The organism is Sphingobium sp. FW306-1B-F04DB (assembly GCF_058781925.1).
In genome coordinates this window covers 14988-31917 of the sequence record NZ_JBYSXE010000004.1, presented here as the reverse complement: position 1 = coordinate 31917, position 16930 = coordinate 14988, and the positions used below count along the sequence as shown (strand labels likewise).

Here is a 16930-nt window from a genome sequence, read left to right as displayed (position 1 = left end):
GTTATGGCGGAGGACAAGGACAACAAGACCGAGGAGCCGACCCAGAAGAAGCTCGACGACGCGCGCGCCAAGGGCGACGTCGCGAGCGCGCCCGAAATGCGCCATGCCGCGATGTTCGTAGCGATGCTTGCGATCGCCGGCGGGCTGGGCGCGATGACGCTGGCGAGCCTCGCGACGATGTTCGTCCGGCTCTGGGGTAGCGCGGACGACTTCGCGCTCGAACCCGAGGGCGCGCGCAACCTGATTGGCGGTGTATTCGTGCAGGCGGCGATGTCGCTCGCGCCCGTGGCGGGGCTCCTTGTCGGCTGTGCGCTGCTCACCCCGTTCCTGCAGGGGCGGCCCACGCTGTCCTGGTCGCGCGTCAGCCCGAAATGGTCCAAGCTCAATCCGATGACGGGTCTTGGGCGCCTGCTCGGCAAGCGGGCGCTGGTCGAATTCGCCAAGACGCTTGCCAAGTGCATTGTCATCTGCACGGTCGCCCTGTTCATCATCTGGCCCAAGGCCGTCGCGTTCGATCAGCTCATCGGGTCCGATCCCGGCGCGATCGGGCAGGCCGCGGGCGAGCTCGTCTATCAGATGATCAAGGCGGTCGCGCTGCTCGTCGTGCTGCTCGCGGGCTTCGACTTCATCTACCAGCGCCGCGCCTGGATGAAGAAGATGCGGATGAGCCTTCAGGAGCTTAAGGACGAGCACAAGCAGAGCGACGGCGATCCCAAGATCAAGGCCAAGATCCGCCAGATCGGCATGCAGCGCGCGCGCAAGCGGATGATGGCGGCGGTGCCGGGTGCCAGCGTGATCGTCACCAATCCGACGCATTATGCGGTCGCACTCAAATATGCGCATGGCGACATGGCGGCCCCCGTCGTGGTTGCCAAGGGCGTCGACGCGGTCGCGCTCAGGATCCGCGAGATAGCGGGCCAGAACAATGTCCCCATCGTCGAGAGCCCGCCCTTGGCGCGTGCGCTTTATGCAGCGGTCGACATCGATCACCCGATCCCGATCGAGCATTATGCCGCGGTCGCCGAGATCATCGGCTATGTCATGCGGCTTGCCCGCAAGGCGGCGTGATGCGCGCAAAAACCCGCTCCGCCGAACCCGTTGGGCACCGCCTCCATCCTATAAGGACTATGATGCGAACCTCATCCAGCTCCCGCATGCGTGCCTTCTTCATCGTCTCCGCTGCGATGCTTGCCGCATGCATGCCGATGGCCGCAAAGGCGGGCCCAGCGCCGCGGATCAAGGATATCGTCGATGTCGAGAATGTCCGCACAAACCAGCTTGTCGGCTATGGGCTTGTCGTCGGCCTCGCGGGGACGGGCGATCGTATCCGCAACGCGCCCTTCACCGAGGAAACGATGCAGGCGATGCTCGAGCGGATGGGGGTCAACATTCGCGGCACGCAGATGCGGACCGAGAATGTCGCGGCGGTTTCGGTGACTGCTACCATGCCGCCCTTTGCACGCGCGGGCTCGACGATCGACGTGCAGGTCTCGGCGCTGGGCGATGCGACCAGCCTGCAGGGCGGCACGTTGCTCGTCTCGTCGTTGCGCGCGCTCGATGGGGAGATCTATGCGGTGGCACAGGGACCCGTCGCGATTTCGGGCTTCCAGGCGCGCGGCCAGGCCGCGAGCGTGACGCGCGGCGTCACGACTTCGGGGCGGATTGCGGGCGGCGCGATTATAGAGCGCGAGGTGCCCTATGCGCTCAAATCGGCGACGAGCCTGAAGCTCGCGCTCAAGAATCCCGATTTCACCACCGCGCATCGCATCGCGGCGGTGATCAACCGGCAGCAAATGGGTGCGGCCGAAGTGCTCGATCCTGCGACAGTCGAGCTGCGTTCTCCGAACGGTGCGCCCGGCAGCGTGATCGAGCTGGTCGCGCGCATCGAGAATCTGCCCGTAGAGGTCGATCTGCCCGCCCGCGTCGTCATCAACGAGGCGTCTGGTACCGTGGTGATGGGCGCGGACGTGCGCGTCAGCCCCGTCGCGATCGCGCAGGGCGGGCTGACGATCAGCGTATCCGAATCCCCGATCGCGTCGCAGCCCGAACCCTTTTCGGACGGGGAGACCAAGGTGTTGCCGCGCACCTCGATCGACGTCGACGATGGTGGCGGGCGTTCGCTCGCGATGGTCGGCGGGGGCGCCTCGCTTCAGTCGCTCGTCTCGGGGCTCAATGCGCTCGGCGTCAGCCCGCGCGACCTGATCACGATACTCCAGGCGCTCCGCAGCGCGGGTGCGCTCCAGGCCGAAATAGAGGTGCAATGATGGATCCGATTTCCCCGACGCTGCCGCCGTCGCCCGCGCCGCAGATGCCGAGGCAGAAGCCCGATGCGGCGGGTACGGCGCGCGAATTCGAGGCGGTGTTCGTCGGCCAGATGACCAAGTTGATGATGGAGATGGTCGAAAGCGATGGCGGCTTTTCGGGCGGGCACGCGGAGGAAATGTTTCGCGGCATCCTTGCCGAGCAGATGGGCAACGAGATCGCGAAACGCGGCGGTTTCGGCCTCGCCCCCGTCGTTCTGGACCATATGATCAAGATGCAGGAGAGCGCGGCACATGGGCAGTAACATTATCGACGTCATGGCATCGCTCACGCTGATCATGAACGAGGAAACCGACCGCCTCCGCGGGCATGAGCGCGCGCTTGACCTTGCCGAACTCGCCGCCGCGAAGGTGCGCCTTGTCGGCGTACTCGAAACCGAGCTCGCGCGCGTCAATCGCGAACAGCCGGGCTGGACCGAGGCGCTTGACGACGAACAGCGTGACGCGCTTGCGGGTGCGCTCATCGCGCTCGGCGACGCATCGACCGCTAATGCCGCGATCCTCGAGCGCCAGATCGATCTTTCCGCCGAAATGATGGGCGCGGTCGCGGCCGAGGCCAAGCGACTGTCGGGCAGCCGCACCTCGACCTATGGCGCCCGCGGCGACCTGTCGCACATGGATCTGGCGACGCCGATATCGGTCAACTCGGAATATTGACGCCCGGGGCGGTGCGGATTGGCGACGCTCGCGTCGCCAACGCGCTGCAAAAGGGCATTTCCGACCGGATCGGACCCATCCCATAATATTGACTTCAAAGGATCATAGAGGCTATGCCACCGCGCAAGTGAAGCGACCTGGAGCGGGCGAGAGGACGGAGCGGCATCCTATATGAAACGAAGTCATGGCACTTCGTACGCCGACCTTGTTCGCCGCGTCACCGAGCATCCCCTGGCCGGCAAATATGCGGAGGCGGACGCCATTGATCGCCATCGCTGGACCATCTTTCCCAATTCGGTTCGCGATTGGCGGAGGCGCAGCGGCTTCCCCCGGCTGCTCGGCCTGTCGCAGCGCATCCCCGCCATTCCCTATATCCGGCTCTCCAAGATCGAGCGCGGCGAGGTGTTCGCGCGCGCCGAGGAACTGGTCGCCATCGCCGGCGCGCTTGGCATCAAGCCGCAGCAACTGCTGATCGACATCGACGATCCCGGCTTCGACATCGCGCGCTGGGCGTCCGAATTTCAGGATCCCGCGGCTTTCGACATCGCGGAAGATACCTTTGCGGTGCTGCTCGCCGCGGCGCTGCGCGCGCGGCGCGATGCGGATCCCGCCCTTTCGATCGCCGCCATCGAAAGCGTGTACGGCCTGCCGCCCGTGATCCTTTCGCGCCTCGAAAACGCGTACAAGGCGCTGGATCGCTGGAACGATGCGACACGCGAGGCACTATGCCGCATTTTCGGAGTCCGCGACGTGAGGGCGCTGCGGCAGGAGGTGGCCGATGCGCATGAAAGCGGAGCGCTCGCGTCCTATCTCCCCCAGGTCGCCAATCCTGAGCTGCGGATCGCGAAGACGCGTGCCAAGGTCGCGGCACTGCGCGTGCAGCTTGACGGTGGAGGCAAGCAAGCCCCTGCTGAGCCGCGCCGGACCGCAAGGACGCACGAACCGCAGCGCGCGCCCGTCGCTGACACGCCCGAGTCTGCGGCGGTGATCGCGGCAATCCAGGCATCCGACAGTGCGACGGTACGGCTCGTACCCGTCTTCGGCACGCCGTTGAGCGATGGTCTGATCGCCCGCACCGCAACCGGAGCGACCGCAGAGGCGCCGCGCATGGCGGGGCCCAACGCCTTCGGCTTGCGCGTCTGCCGCCCCTCGCTCGGTGCCGGACTGCCGGGGCGTGCGACGGTGATCGTCGACCCCGATCGTTTTCCTTCGGCGGGGGGGCTTGCGGTGGTGCGTGAAGAAGGCGGGCTGCGGCTACTGTCGGTCACCTTCGATCGGGACGGGCGAATGATGGGCCACAGCGTCCATCCCGACCGGGAGATCGCGATGGACGGCCTAGACCCCGCCGACGTGGCAACGGTGATCGGCGCGATCTTCGAATAGCGCGCGGCGATATCGACCCGGCTGCGTAACGCTTGTCGCGATCATCCTATAATGGGCGTATAAGGCACCGATTGGGACTGTGGCATGCGCGTACCTCGCTGGGCGGAACGGCTTTTATCTGGCCTGGCGCGTGACATCGTCCCGGCGACGCCGGCACGGCCGCTCGATCCGCTGACCGGATTGCCCTCGCGCCCGATGCTGGCCGAGCTGCTTGCCGAGGCGCGGCGCAGCGGACATCCGCAGGGCGTCGTTTCGCTGATCCTCGTCAATCTTGACCGCTTCAAGATCGTCAATGATCTTTGTGGCCACGCCGCCGGTGATCAGGTGCTGCGCGTCGCGGCCGAACGGCTGCAACGCCTGGCAGAGCCGTCTATGCGATTGCTGCATCTTGGCGGCGACGAGTTCGCGCTGCTGGCCGCGCATACGCGCGAGGAGGCCATTGCCGAGGATCTCGCACGGCGGATACTCGATGCGGTCGCGCTGCCGATCGATATATGCGGGCGCATTGTCGATGTGGGCGCGTCGATCGGCATCGCCGTCGATGAAGCTGGTGCCAGCGCTGCGGCTGATCTGCTGCGTGCGGCCGGAATTGCCTTGTCGCGCGCCAAGCGGGGTGGCGGGAGAACATTCCGCGCGTTCGAGCCGGCGATGGATATCGACCTGCGTGACCGCGCGGCGCTCGAGGATGATCTGCGTTCGGGCATTCAGCGCGGCGAACTCGTCCCCTTCTATCAGCCGATCTTTTCGCTGCGCTCCGGCGATCTGGTGGGTTTCGAAAGCCTTGCACGCTGGAACCATCCGAAACGGGGCATGCTGGATCCCGGCACCTTCATCCCGATCGCCGAGGATCTCGACGCGATCACCGACCTGTGCTTCGCGCTGTTGCGTCAGACCTGTCGCGATCTCCGGAACTGGCCGTCCCATCTGACGCTGTCGATCAACGTCTCGCCCATCCAGATCTGCGATCCCGATCTGCCGCTCAGGCTGCTCCAGATCCTCCACGCCGGCGGCATCGCGCCGGGCCGGCTGATCGTCGAGATCACCGAGAGTGCGCTGGTCCGCGACGTCGAGCTTGCGCGCATGACGATCACCTCGCTGCGCAATGCCGGGGTGAAGGTGGCGCTCGACGATTTCGGCACGGGCTATTCGAGCCTGCATCATCTGCGCGCGCTGCAATTCGACCGGATCAAGGTCGATCGGTCCTTCATCCAGGCGCTCGACGGATTTGCGGGCGGCAAGATCGTCAAGGCGATCATCGATCTCGGGCAAAGCCTCGGCATGCCCGTCACCGCCGAGGGGATCGAGACGCTCGAGCAGGCAACGATGCTGTCGCGTCTCGGCTGTGCCTATGGCCAGGGTTTCTTGTTCGGGCGTCCGCTGCCCTCGGCGGCGACGCTCCGGATGATCATCGAGTTCGAACAAGATAACGGCTTGTGGCGCGCAGCGGGTTGACGCTGCGACGTTTCACGTGTTCGCGTTGACGTACCAGACGGCGCCGGATTCCGCTGCATTTGGCGCGCGCCGCCCGGCGCGATATGACGGACATCGCATTGGCAAAAGGGGCGATGTCCATGAAGACAGGGAGCAAGGTGGCGCTGGGGATGTTGGGCGCGGTGGTGCTTCTGGGGGGTGTGGTGGCAGTGCGGACGCTGACCTTCCAGCCGTCCGCGGCGGTCGATTTCGCATCGGTGCGCCTTGCCGTGGCCCCCGCGATCGACCAGGGCGCGGCCGCACGGCACCTTGTCGATGCGATAAGGCTAAAGACGGTCAGCCACCAGGACGCCGCCGAGAACGACCCCGCCCAGTGGGACCAGCTCCATGCCTGGCTTGCCTCAACCTATCCCGCCGCGCACGCCGCGATGACGCGCGAGATCGTGGCCGGCCATACGCTGATCTACACCTGGCCGGGGAGCGATCCCGCGCTAAAGCCGATCGTGCTGATGGCGCATCAGGACGTCGTTCCCGTCACCGAGGGGAGCGAGGATGACTGGAAGCATCCGCCCTTTGGCGGCGTGATCGCGGAGAATGCGGTCTGGGGTCGCGGCGCGATCGATGACAAGGGCTCGCTCGTTGCGCTGTTCGAGGGCGTGGAGGCGCTGGCGGCATCGGGCTTTCGTCCGAAGCGCACCGTGATCATCGTCAGCGGCCATGACGAGGAGGTCGGCGGCGCCGGGGCGCGCTCTGCCGCGGCGGCGCTCAAGGCGCGCGGTGTCAGCGCGGAGTTCGTGCTCGATGAAGGCATGGTGACGGTAAAGGATTTTCCGATGCTCGGCCGCCCGGTCGCGATCATCGGCGTCGCCGAAAAGGGATATGCCACGATGCGCGTCACCGCGCCGGCGGTCGGCGGCCATTCGTCGGCGCCCCCGCGCGAGACGGGCGCCGAGGTTCTGGCAAAGGCCGTCCTTGCCATCACGGGCAAGCCCGATCCGATGACGTTCGACGGGCCCGGGGCAGACATGGTCAGGGCGCTTGCACCGCAATCGCCGCTGCTGACGCGCGTGGCCGTCGCCAATAGCTGGCTGTTCGGGCCGTTGCTCGTGAAACAGATCGGCGCGACGCCCACCGGCGCCGCCACACTCCACACCACGATCGCGCCGACCATGCTCAAGGGCAGCCCCAAGGAAAATGTGCTGCCGCAGGACGCGACCGCGTGGATCAACTACCGGATCGCCCCCGGCCAGATCACCGATGATGTCATGAAGCGGGCCAAAGCGGCGGTTTCGGGACTGAATGTCGAGCTTGCCTGGGAGGGCCATCACAACAACCCGTCGCCGGTGTCCTCGACGCGCTCGGAGGGGTGGAAACTGATCGCCGCGCTGGCGTCGGACGGCGGCAAGGTGCCCGTCGCGCCGGGCCTGGTCACCGGCGGAACCGACAGCCGCTACATGACGCCCATCGCGAGCGACATCTATCGTTACCAGCCGCTCGCGATCGAGATGGACGTGGTCAAGACGATCCACGGCACCAACGAGCATATGACGCTCGACAATCTGGCGCGGATGACGCGCTTCTATGCGCAGTTGATCGCGTCGGCGGCTGGATAGCATTGCCGCATTGCCGATCCGCGATCGACTGCGTAGCTTTGGCGGATCATTCCACCGGATTGCGGGACGGTTCATGGATCGCATCGACGCGATGAAGGTATTTGTCACTGCGGTCGATAAGGGAAGCCTTGCGGGTGCCGCACGCGAGCTCAGGCGCTCTCCGACCGCGGTCAGCCGTGCAATCGCATTCCTCGAGGCGCATGTCGGCGCCGAGCTGCTCCATCGTACCACGCGCTCGATCCGGTTGAGCGACGCGGGCCAGCGCTACGTCGTCGCGTGTCGCCAGATCCTCACCGAGCTCGAGGAGGCCGATCTGCTTGCGGGCGGCGAGCGGTCGGCGCCCCGCGGCATGCTGACGCTGTCGGCGCCACCGATCAGCGGCGAGGAGATATTGCGGCCGATCATCGACGACTTCCTCGATGCCTATCCCATGGTCTCGGCGCGGCTCCTGCTTCTCGACCGTTCCGTCAACCTGATCGATGAAGGGGTCGATATCGTCTTGCGCGTCGCACAGCTGCCCGACTCCTCGCTCATCGCGACGCGGGTCGGCAGCGATGTCCGCCGCGTGGTCGTCGCTTCGCCGCGTTACCTTTCGCAGCATCCGCGCATCCTCGAACCCGCGGACCTGTCGGGGCACCAGATCATATCCTTTACCAACTTCGGCCTCGATTCCTGGAGCTTCACCGCGGGCAAGGGCTCGAACATCCCGCGCACCGTGCATTTCTCGCCGCGCTTCGTCGTCAATACGGTGCGCGCCGCGGTGGCCTCGGCGGTCGCGGGGCGCGGGCTCACGCGGCTCTATTCCTATCATGTCGCGAAAGAGGTGCAGGACGGTCGGCTCGAGGTGGTGCTGGCCGACGCCGAGCATCCCGCGCTTCCGGTGCATCTGCTGACCCCGCAGGGGCGTATTTCGGTGCCCAAGGTCCGCGCCTTCATCGATTTTGCCGCGCCGCGGCTGCGCTCCGCCTTTGCGCGGATGGCGATCGAGGCGCGCGCTCTCTAGCGAATTATGCCGAATTTCGGTTGAATGTTTGCCGCCCAACATCAATTATCACGCGCATCGGTGTGACCTAGATTTCCGGGGCTGGCGCAAAGCGCGCCGACCGGTCGCAGGACCGAAACCACGGAACGGAGGTTACACATTATGGCCACCGCACAAAAAGTCGCCGTCATCACCGGCGCCTCGCAGGGCATCGGCGCTGCGCTCGTCAATGCCTATCTCGATCGCAACTACAAGGTCGTCGCGACCTCGCGCTCGATCCAGCCCTCCAGCAATCCCGACGTGCTCGCGATCGCCGGCGATATCGGCGATCCCGCCACCGGCCCGCGCGTGATCGCCGAGGCGCTTGCGAAGTTCGGGCGCATCGACACGCTGGTCAACAATGCCGGCATCTTTGTTGCCAGCCCCTTCACGAAGTACACCGCCGAGCAATATGCGCAGGTCGTGTCGACCAACCTAAACGGCTTCTACTTCATCACCCAGGCCGCGATCGCCGAGATGGAAAAGCAGGGCCGCGGCCATATCGTCAGCATCACCACCAGCCTTGTCGACCACGCGCTGTCGCAGGTGCCTTCGGTGCTCGCCTCGCTGTCCAAGGGCGGCATCGTCGCTGCGACTAGGAGCCTCGCGATCGAATATGCGACACGCGGCATCCGCGTGAACGCGGTTTCGCCGGGCGTGATCAAGACCCCGATGCACGGCCCCGAAACGCACGAGTTCCTCGCCGCGCTGCACCCGGTCGGTCGTATGGGTGAAATCCCGGACATCACCGATGCGGTTCTGTATCTTGAGAATGCCCCGTTCGTGACCGGCGAGATCCTGCACGTCGACGGCGGCCAGGCCGCCGGCCACTGATCCGGCTGTTGAGGAGACGCACGATGCCCATCGTCACCGTTCAGGTCACCCGCGAAGGCACCACGCCCGATGTCGATCACGTGACCGCCGAGCAGAAGGCGGCCATCTACAAGGGCATGAGCCAGGTGCTGTTCGACGTGCTCGGCAAGCCCCCCGAATGGACCTGGGTCATCTTCCAGGAAGTCGATATGGAAGACTGGGGCTGGGGCGGGATGCCCGTCGCAGAGTATCGCAAGAAGCTTGCCGGCAAGTCCGGCTGACACACGCACCGATCCGGAGACCTGCAATGTCCACCCGTCATCTGCTCCAGCTGCTCGGTATTTCGCTGCCGATCATCCAGGCGCCGATGGCGGGTGTGTCTTCACCCGCAATGGCCGCGGCGGTCAGCGCGGCCGGCGCGCTTGGCTCGATCGGTGTCGGTGCGACCGACGCTGCGGGCGCGCGCGCGATGATCGCCGCGGTGCGCGAGCGATCGCAGGGTCCCCTCAACGTCAACCTCTTCAGCCATCGCCCTGCGACCTCCGACGCCGCGGTCGAGGCCGCGTGGATCGAACGCCTGCGCCCTGCATTCGAAGCGTTCGGCACGTCGCCTCCCGCCGGGCTGACCGAAATCTACCGCAGTTTCGTCGCGGATGATGCCGTGCTGCCGATGCTGCTCGAGGAGCGGCCCTCGGTGGTGAGCTTCCATTTTGGCCTGCCGGGCGAAGCCGCGATCCGGGCGCTGCGCGAGGCCGGAATCATATTGCTCGCCTCGGCCACCAGCGTTCCCGAAGCGCGTGCTATCGCCGCTGCGGGCATCCATGCCGTCGTCGCGCAGGGCTGGGAAGCGGGCGGGCATCGCGGCGTGTTCGATCCCGATGCACCCGATGACCGGATTGGCACCATGGCGCTGACCCGGCTGCTCGCCCGCGAGGTCGAGCTGCCGGTGATCGCGGCCGGTGGGATCATGGATGGTGCGGGCATCGCCGCCGCGCTCAAGCTTGGCGCTTCCGCCACACAGCTCGGCACCGCGTTCATCGCATGTGACGAGAGCCTTGCCGATGTGGGCTATCGCGCCGCGCTTGCAGGGGATGCGGCGCACCATACGACGATGACCCGGGCAATCTCGGGGCGTCCCGCGCGCAGTCTCGCCAACCGCTTCACTGCGCTGGGCGCCGACATCCACGCAGACGATATCCCCGCCTATCCGATCGCCTACGATCTCGGAAAGGCGCTCCATACCGCCGCGCAGGCGCAAGGGGAGTTCGGATATGGCGCGCAATGGGCGGGGCAGGGGGCGCCGCTTGCCCGCGCCATGCCCGCCGCGCGACTGGTGGCGATGCTCGCGGCCGAACTCGATCAGGCGCTTTGACCCGAATTCTTGATGGAGACGCTATGACAAGTCTGGAACAAGTGCCCGCCGAATTAAAGGCGGTGAGAACCCGGCCGCTGTTCGTGATGAACCTCGAGGTCAGCGGGATGCACCCAATCGGGGGTCCCCCGGGCGCCGGGCAGCGCGTCAGCGACGTGCCCGGCGGCACCTTCGCGGGCGATCGGCTCTCGGGTTCGATCCTGTCCGGAGGCACCGACTGGCAGACGATCCGTGAGGACGGCACCGTCCTGCTCGATGCGCGTATCGTGCTGCGTACCGACGACGATGCGCTAATTGCAATGAGCTATCCCGGCATTCGCCATGGGCCGCCCGATATCATCGCACGGATCGGCCGCGGCGAGGATGTCGATCCCGGCGCCTACTATTTCCGGATCGTCCCCAGCTTCACGACCTCCGCGCCGCGCTATGAATGGCTCAATCGGATCATCGCGATCGGCATCGGCCACCGCTTGCCCGGCGGTCCGATCTACAGTGTCTTCGAGATTCTCTGACCGGCCGATCAGCCATTATGGCTTGCATGTTCGAGCAGATTGTCCCTCAGCCTCGCGACTGTCTTTTGCACCTGGTCGAACTCGTCGGGGGCGAGGCCTGACGCCGCGACCAGCGTTCGCTGCGCGCCCTTTTCGCGAAGCCGGCGGCCGGCCTCGGTAAGGCTGATCAACACCTGGCGCTCGTCGGAGGGATCGCGCTGCCGGCGGAGATAGCCCAGCTCCTCGAGCTTCTTGAGAATCGGCGTGAGTGTGTTCGATTCGAGGAAAAGTTTCTCGCCAAGCGCCTTTACGGTCTGATTATCCTCCTCCCACAGCGCGACGATGATGATCCACTGGGTATAGGTCACCCCCAGCTCCTCGAGGATCGGCTTGTAGGCGCGGCCATAGGCAAGATTGGCCGAGTAGATCGAAAAGCACAGAAAATCAGCGAGTTTAGGGTTATCTCCGGGCGGAGGGGGCGGGGCGGTCATCATTGGTCTCCTGGATATCGTGACGATGTCGCACCCATATATATCGCATCCGATTAAATCGGAAGGGGTTGACTCTCGGAAGCGATGCTCTATTTGGCACGTATCCGATTTAATCGGATTCGATTGAATTGATTCTCACGCAAGGATCCCTCCCATGACCCACCTGGACAAAGTCCTCTACACCGGCCGCACCCACATCACCGGGGGCCGCGACGGCGCGGCGCGCAGCGACGATGGCCGGCTCGATGTTGCGCTCACTTCGCCGGGCGCTGCAGGCAGCGGCACCAATCCCGAGCAGCTGCTGGGCGCCGGCTGGTCGGCGTGCTTCATCGGCGCGATCGGGATCGCGGCTGCCAAGATGAAGGTTGGGCTCCCCGCCGATCTGGCAGTCGATGCCGAAATCGATCTCGGCGCCAATGCCGAAGGCTATCTGCTGCAGGCGCGCCTCAATGTGAGCCTGCCGGGCATCGACCGCGACACGGCGCAGGCGCTGGTCGACACCGCGCACCAGACTTGCCCTTATTCCAAGGCGACGCGCGGCAATATCGCGGTCACCATCAACCTCGTCTGATCCATCGACGCGGACCGGGCGATCCCATAGCCCCGGTCCGCGCTCCCCGGCGACCCACGCCGCACCCACCTCCCCAGCACTGGAACCCGCCATGAGCACTTCTCCGGACGCCATTCTGGCGCCTGTCGCCCCCTCGTTCGTCTCTGCCCTCCAGCCCCGCTTTCACGCCGGCACGCTCGCCGTTGCCGTCGTGGCGGGCCTCGCCACATTCGTCACGCTGGCAGTTTCGCTGCCCGCATCCGCAATGTTCCTCGGCTGGATCGCCTTTGCCATCAGCGGCACGACAATGCGGCAGGGCGTCGGCGATATTGCTTCGTTCGTGCTGGGGCTGGCCTTCGGGATCGGCACCGCGATCGTCATCAACCTGCTCACGCCCGCGTTCGGCACGGCAGCCACCCCGCTCGCCGTCACCGGCGTCGTCATACTCGTCCTGAGTCTGCGAACGCGCGCGCCGATCAACAACGGGCTCGCCTATTTCCTCGGCCTGACGAGTTTCTTCTATTCGGGCCTGCCCCCGGTCGGCGCGAGCTTTACCATTCTTGCCGCCGCAGGCATCATCGGCGCGATCTCGGCGGCGGTCGCAGGGCGGCTCCAGTCGGCGGTCGAGCAGACCGATCAGGCCTGACGCCACAGACGGGTCCTCGCCGGTCCGGTATCACTGAGAGCTTTCTGGAGATCCCTTATGCGAACCGAAAACCCGCTCGACCTCGCCGATCCGCGGCGACGCCAATTGCTGGGGGTGGCGGCTGCCACCCTCGCTGCGGCACCCTTCGGGCTGGTTTCGGCCGCGGCGGCGCAGAATTCTCCCCCGGGCCAGCCTCGCGCCTCCAGCGCGCAGGCTGCCGGGTTCGCGCCGCTCAAGCAGATAGCGGCGGGCGAGCTCAGCATCGGCTATGCCGAGGCCGGGCCCGCCAACGGCCGCCCGGTCATGCTGCTCCACGGCTGGCCCTATGACATTCACACTTATGTCGATGTTGCGCCGCTGCTGGCGGCGGCGGGCTACCACGTGATCATCCCCTATTTGCGCGGCTATGGGACGACGCGCTTCCTGTCGGACGCGACACCCCGCAATGGCCAGCAAGCGGTGATCGCGACCGACATCATCGCACTGATGGACGCGCTCAAAATCCCCAAGGCGATCGTTGGGGGTTGCGACTGGGGCGCGCGCACCGCGAACATCGTCGCAGCGCTCTGGCCCGAACGCTGCGAGGCGATGGTTTCGGTGAGCGGCTATCTGATCGGCAGCCAGCAGGCCAACCAGGCGCCGTTGCCGCCCAAGGCCGAGCTTTCTTGGTGGTACCAGTTCTATTTCGCCACCGAGCGTGGCCGCCTGGGATATGAGCGCAATCGCCATGATTTCGCGAAGCTGATCTGGCAGACCGCATCGCCGAAATGGGCGTTCGACGACGCGACTTTCGAACGCTCGGCCAAGGCATTCGACAATCCCGATCATGTCGCGATCGTGATCCACAATTATCGCTGGCGCCTTGGTCTTGAGCGCGGCGAGCCGCAATATGACGCGCTTGAGCAGCGGCTCGCGACCGCGCCGCTCATCACGGTGCCGACAATCACCCTCGAAGGCGACGCCAACGGCGCGCCGCATCCCGACCCCGCGGCCTATGCGAAGAAGTTCACTGGCCGATATGCGCACCGGCTCGTCACGGGCGGCATCGGCCACAACCTGCCGCAGGAAGCCCCGGCGGCTTTCGCCCAGGCGGTGAGGGATGTCGATCCGGCTTAAATCGAGGAACCGGCCCCGTTCATTGAAGCGGTGACATTGCCGCGTTGCGCCGGATCGCCAAAGGCGGCTGGCCGAAAGCACGAACAAAGGCGCGCCGCATGCGTTCCCGATCGGCAAATCCCGTCTCGGCCGCGATCACGTCGACGGGGTGCCGGCCTTGCTCCAGCATCAGCCGCGCCGCCTCGAGCCGCAGCGTTTCGATGGCCTTGGCCGGCGTCTGCCCGGTTTCAGCGCGGAAAGCCCGACTGAACTGCCGCGGGCTGAGATGCGCGGCGTCGGCGAGTTCGTCGATCGTCAGACGCGACCTGAGGTTGCTCCGGGCATAGGCGAGCGCGCTCTGGATGCGGTCTGACTTGGGATTGATCGCGAGCAGCGCGGAATGTTGCGACTGGCCGCCCGCGCGCCTGTGATAGAGCACGAGGCGCTGGGCAACCGCGCGCGCCTGTTCCGCACCAAGGTCCTTCTCGACCATGCCGAGCGCCATGTCGATGCCCGCGCTCATCCCCGCGGAGGTCCAGACCGGCCCGTCGATGATGAAGATGCGGTCCTCCTCGACGCGGATGGCCGGATAACGCGCCTTGAGTTCGCGCGCGACGAGCCAGTGCGTCGTTGCGCGCCGCCCGTCGAGTATGCCCGCTTCTGCGAGGACGAAGGCGCTCATGCAGATCGAGGCGACGCGACGCGAAGACTCGAGCGCTCCGCGCGCGAAATCGATGATCGCGGGCGAGACGGGCGCAAGGCGGATGCCGCTGCCGAAGATCACGGTGTCGAAATCGACAGGCCCGATGCGCCGCGTTTCGAGCGGAAAGCCCAGCGAACTGTCCAGCGGGCCACCGAATTCGGACAGCAGCTCGATCTGATAGACCGGCTCGCCCGCCAGAAGATTGGCGAATTCGAACGCCGAGATCGCCGCCAGGCTCATCGCCTGGAAGCCGGGCTGAAGCACGAACCCGATACGCAGCATTGCCTCAATTCCAAGTCATGTCACGAAAGGTGGCATATACGACATTTCAGACATAGCCTACAAGGCGTATCTCTGCGCTCATCAACCCGATCCGAAAGGACATGACCATGAGCAAGATCATCAAAGCCGCAGCGGTGCAGATCAGTCCCGTGCTGTACAGCCGTCAGGGCACCGTCGAAAAAGTCGTCAACAAGATCCGCGAGCTGGGTACGAAGGGTGTGCAGTTCGCGACCTTTCCCGAAACGCTTGTGCCCTATTACCCCTATTTTTCATTCGTCCAGCCGCCCTTCGCGATGGCCGCCGAGCATCTGCGCCTGCTCGAGGAGTCGGTGACGGTTCCGTCCGCGGAGACCGATGCGTTCGGCGAGGCCGCGAGGGAGGCCAATATGGTCGTCTCGATCGGCGTCAACGAGCGCGACGGCGGCACGATCTACAATACGCAGCTTCTGTTCGATGCCGACGGCACGCTGATCCAGCGTCGCCGCAAGATCACGCCCACCTATCACGAGCGCATGATCTGGGGGCAGGGCGACGGTTCCGGGCTGTGCGCGGTCGACAGCGCGGTCGGGCGCGTCGGCCAGCTCGCCTGCTGGGAGCATTACCAGCCGCTCGCGCGCTACGCCCTGATCGCCGATGGCGAGCAGATCCACTCGGCGATGTATCCCGGCTCCTTTGGCGGGCCGCTCTTCGCCGAGCAGATCGAGGTCAATATCCGCCAGCACGCGCTTGAATCGGCATGTTTTGTCGTCAACGCGACCGCGTGGCTGGACGCCGACCAGCAGGCCCGTATCGCAAAGGACACGGGCGGCCCAATCGGCCCGATTTCGGGGGGCAGCTTCACCGCGATCGTGGGGCCGGACGGCCGGATCATCGGCGAGCCGTTGCTTGCGGGCGAAGGCGAAGTGATCGCCGATCTCGATTTTGCGCTGATCGACGTGCGCAAGCGGCTCATGGATGCACGCGGTCATTACAGCCGCCCCGAGCTGCTGAGCCTGCTGATCGATCGCACGCCGACCTCGCACCTCCACGAGCGGAACGCTCGCACCCCGGGTCAGGAGCGGCAAGCCGCGGCCGATGCGGAAAAGACAGTCGAACCTGCTTGAACCCGTTGTTGCCCGGCACGCGTCTGTCGTGCCGGGCACAGGTCCCCGGCATGGGCGCGATCGGCCGTTCCCGATTGAAAAAGGACAATCCGATGAACATGTTTGCCCGCATAGTGATTTCGGCAACCGGTTTGGCATTGGCGACGGGTGCGATGGCTGAGGGCGAGGATCGCGCGCCCAAGGCGACGCCTTTCCTCCCCATTCAGAACGAGCCTCCGCCAAAGCTCTTTGTGGATCCGCCGCTTGCCGAGCCGCTCGCCGACCGGGGCGTAGTCATCATTCCATACCGGACCGAGAACTTCCGCATCCTGCCCGTGTTCGGGCCCGGCGCGCGTGACGTGTCTCCCCGAGCCGGCCATCTGCACGTCACCGTCGACGACCTGCCTTGGCGCTGGGCCGATGCGGGCGGCAACGACGCGATCGTCCTGGTCGGACTCCCCGCAGGCAAGCACAAGGTCCTGATTGAACTGGCCACCCCCGAGCATCGCGTCATCACCGGGCAAGCGGTGACCTTCGTCGTGCCCGATATCGCGCATCACGGGCACTGATGATGCCCGGCTTGCGCCGATGCCGGGCGACACGTCGCTCTGAACGAAAATGGCGCGCCGCGCAGGATAAAGATAACGAATATGTGTCGCCGTTTGTGCTACCATAGCAACGCCTGAGGCCGCCGCTTTCCTGCTATCACCGCTGCATCAGCGCGTGGGCGCTACTGGCAAAATGTGGCCGACAGGCGATTGTCCGGTCTGCGATGTCGGATGTCGGAGAGCTGCCAATTGGCACCCACCCCAACGACGCCGTCCGCGCTGCCGATGTCGAATGGGAATTTTAGACAAGCGGTTTCTCGCCCGCGGCGTGGACCAGCGTCAGGCGCGTCCATTATCGTCGCTGGTGTCCGTCTGCCAACGCTTGGAAGCGGTCAATCGTCTAAGAAGCGGGCGAGTGTTCATATCGAGTG

General features: G+C 65.6%; 19 protein-coding genes. 17 read left to right on the top strand and 2 right to left on the bottom strand.

What is annotated here, in order from left to right:
• Positions 1-3 precede the first annotated feature (3 nt).
• The 12 genes from flhB to AC3WJD_RS03675 all read left to right on the top strand — a co-directional run bounded on the left by flhB (position 4) and on the right by AC3WJD_RS03675 (position 11123).
• Positions 4-1068, top strand: coding sequence for a flagellar biosynthesis protein FlhB (gene flhB, locus AC3WJD_RS03730; RefSeq protein WP_492744644.1), 1065 nt, complete (start codon positions 4-6; stop codon positions 1066-1068).
• A gap of 86 nt (positions 1069-1154) precedes the next feature.
• Complete coding sequence (locus AC3WJD_RS03725) at positions 1155-2264, top strand: flagellar basal body P-ring protein FlgI (protein WP_492744642.1); 1110 nt, start codon at positions 1155-1157, stop codon at positions 2262-2264.
• Positions 2264-2566, top strand: coding sequence for a rod-binding protein (locus AC3WJD_RS03720; protein WP_492744640.1), 303 nt, complete (start codon positions 2264-2266; stop codon positions 2564-2566). Before AC3WJD_RS03725 ends, AC3WJD_RS03720 begins: the two co-directional genes overlap by 1 nt.
• Positions 2556-2978 carry a flagellar biosynthesis protein FlgN gene (locus AC3WJD_RS03715; protein ID WP_492744638.1) on the top strand — a complete coding sequence of 141 codons (423 nt, stop codon included), beginning with the start codon at positions 2556-2558 and terminating at the stop codon, positions 2976-2978. Before AC3WJD_RS03720 ends, AC3WJD_RS03715 begins: the two co-directional genes overlap by 11 nt.
• 171 nt (positions 2979-3149) lie before the next feature.
• Positions 3150-4361, top strand: coding sequence for a helix-turn-helix domain-containing protein (locus AC3WJD_RS03710; RefSeq protein ID WP_492744636.1), 1212 nt, complete (start codon positions 3150-3152; stop codon positions 4359-4361).
• An 84-nt stretch (positions 4362-4445) separates the two neighbouring features.
• On the top strand, positions 4446-5813 hold the full coding sequence (locus AC3WJD_RS03705) for a putative bifunctional diguanylate cyclase/phosphodiesterase (RefSeq protein WP_492744635.1): 1368 nt from the start codon (positions 4446-4448) through the stop codon (positions 5811-5813).
• 119 nt (positions 5814-5932) lie between these two features.
• Positions 5933-7405, top strand: coding sequence for a M20 family peptidase (locus tag AC3WJD_RS03700; RefSeq protein ID WP_492744633.1), 1473 nt, complete (start codon positions 5933-5935; stop codon positions 7403-7405).
• A gap of 73 nt (positions 7406-7478) precedes the next feature.
• Positions 7479-8408, top strand: coding sequence for a LysR family transcriptional regulator (locus AC3WJD_RS03695; protein ID WP_492744631.1), 930 nt, complete (start codon positions 7479-7481; stop codon positions 8406-8408).
• 141 nt (positions 8409-8549) lie between these two features.
• A complete protein-coding gene (locus AC3WJD_RS03690; RefSeq protein ID WP_492744629.1) occupies positions 8550-9260 on the top strand; it encodes an SDR family NAD(P)-dependent oxidoreductase in 711 nt (236 codons plus the stop codon).
• A gap of 23 nt (positions 9261-9283) precedes the next feature.
• Complete coding sequence (locus tag AC3WJD_RS03685; protein WP_492744627.1) at positions 9284-9520, top strand: tautomerase family protein; 237 nt, start codon at positions 9284-9286, stop codon at positions 9518-9520.
• Positions 9521-9546: 26 nt separating this feature from the next.
• Complete coding sequence (locus tag AC3WJD_RS03680; RefSeq protein ID WP_492744625.1) at positions 9547-10611, top strand: NAD(P)H-dependent flavin oxidoreductase; 1065 nt, start codon at positions 9547-9549, stop codon at positions 10609-10611.
• A 23-nt stretch (positions 10612-10634) separates the two neighbouring features.
• The gene (locus AC3WJD_RS03675) at positions 10635-11123 is read left to right on the top strand and encodes a DUF3237 domain-containing protein (RefSeq protein ID WP_492744624.1); all 489 of its coding nucleotides are present in this window, start codon (positions 10635-10637) and stop codon (positions 11121-11123) included.
• 8 nt (positions 11124-11131) lie between these two features.
• On the opposite strand, the gene AC3WJD_RS03670 is transcribed toward AC3WJD_RS03675, so the two are convergent.
• The gene (locus AC3WJD_RS03670; RefSeq protein WP_492744622.1) at positions 11132-11593 is read right to left on the bottom strand and encodes a MarR family winged helix-turn-helix transcriptional regulator; all 462 of its coding nucleotides are present in this window, start codon (positions 11591-11593) and stop codon (positions 11132-11134) included.
• A 154-nt stretch (positions 11594-11747) separates the two neighbouring features.
• On the opposite strand from AC3WJD_RS03670, the gene AC3WJD_RS03665 reads away from it, so the two are divergent.
• The 3 genes from AC3WJD_RS03665 (at position 11748) to AC3WJD_RS03655 (ending at position 13905) form a co-directional block, all read left to right on the top strand.
• Positions 11748-12164, top strand: a complete 417-nt coding sequence (locus AC3WJD_RS03665; RefSeq protein WP_492744620.1) for an organic hydroperoxide resistance protein — start codon at positions 11748-11750, stop codon at positions 12162-12164.
• A 91-nt stretch (positions 12165-12255) separates the two neighbouring features.
• Positions 12256-12789 (top strand): DUF1097 domain-containing protein, encoded by a 534-nt coding sequence (locus AC3WJD_RS03660; protein ID WP_492744618.1) that lies wholly within the window; start codon positions 12256-12258, stop codon positions 12787-12789.
• Positions 12790-12846: 57 nt separating this feature from the next.
• The gene (locus AC3WJD_RS03655; RefSeq protein WP_492744616.1) at positions 12847-13905 is read left to right on the top strand and encodes an alpha/beta fold hydrolase; all 1059 of its coding nucleotides are present in this window, start codon (positions 12847-12849) and stop codon (positions 13903-13905) included.
• 19 nt (positions 13906-13924) lie between these two features.
• On the opposite strand, the gene AC3WJD_RS03650 is transcribed toward AC3WJD_RS03655, so the two are convergent.
• Positions 13925-14869, bottom strand: a complete 945-nt coding sequence (locus AC3WJD_RS03650; protein ID WP_492744614.1) for a GlxA family transcriptional regulator — start codon at positions 14867-14869, stop codon at positions 13925-13927.
• A 107-nt stretch (positions 14870-14976) separates the two neighbouring features.
• On the opposite strand from AC3WJD_RS03650, the gene AC3WJD_RS03645 reads away from it, so the two are divergent.
• Positions 14977-15972, top strand: coding sequence for a nitrilase-related carbon-nitrogen hydrolase (locus AC3WJD_RS03645; RefSeq protein WP_492744613.1), 996 nt, complete (start codon positions 14977-14979; stop codon positions 15970-15972).
• A gap of 92 nt (positions 15973-16064) precedes the next feature.
• Entirely contained in the window at positions 16065-16520 is a 456-nt protein-coding gene (locus tag AC3WJD_RS03640) for a DUF6130 family protein (protein WP_492744612.1), read from the top strand.
• The last annotated feature ends 410 nt before the right edge of the window (positions 16521-16930 follow it).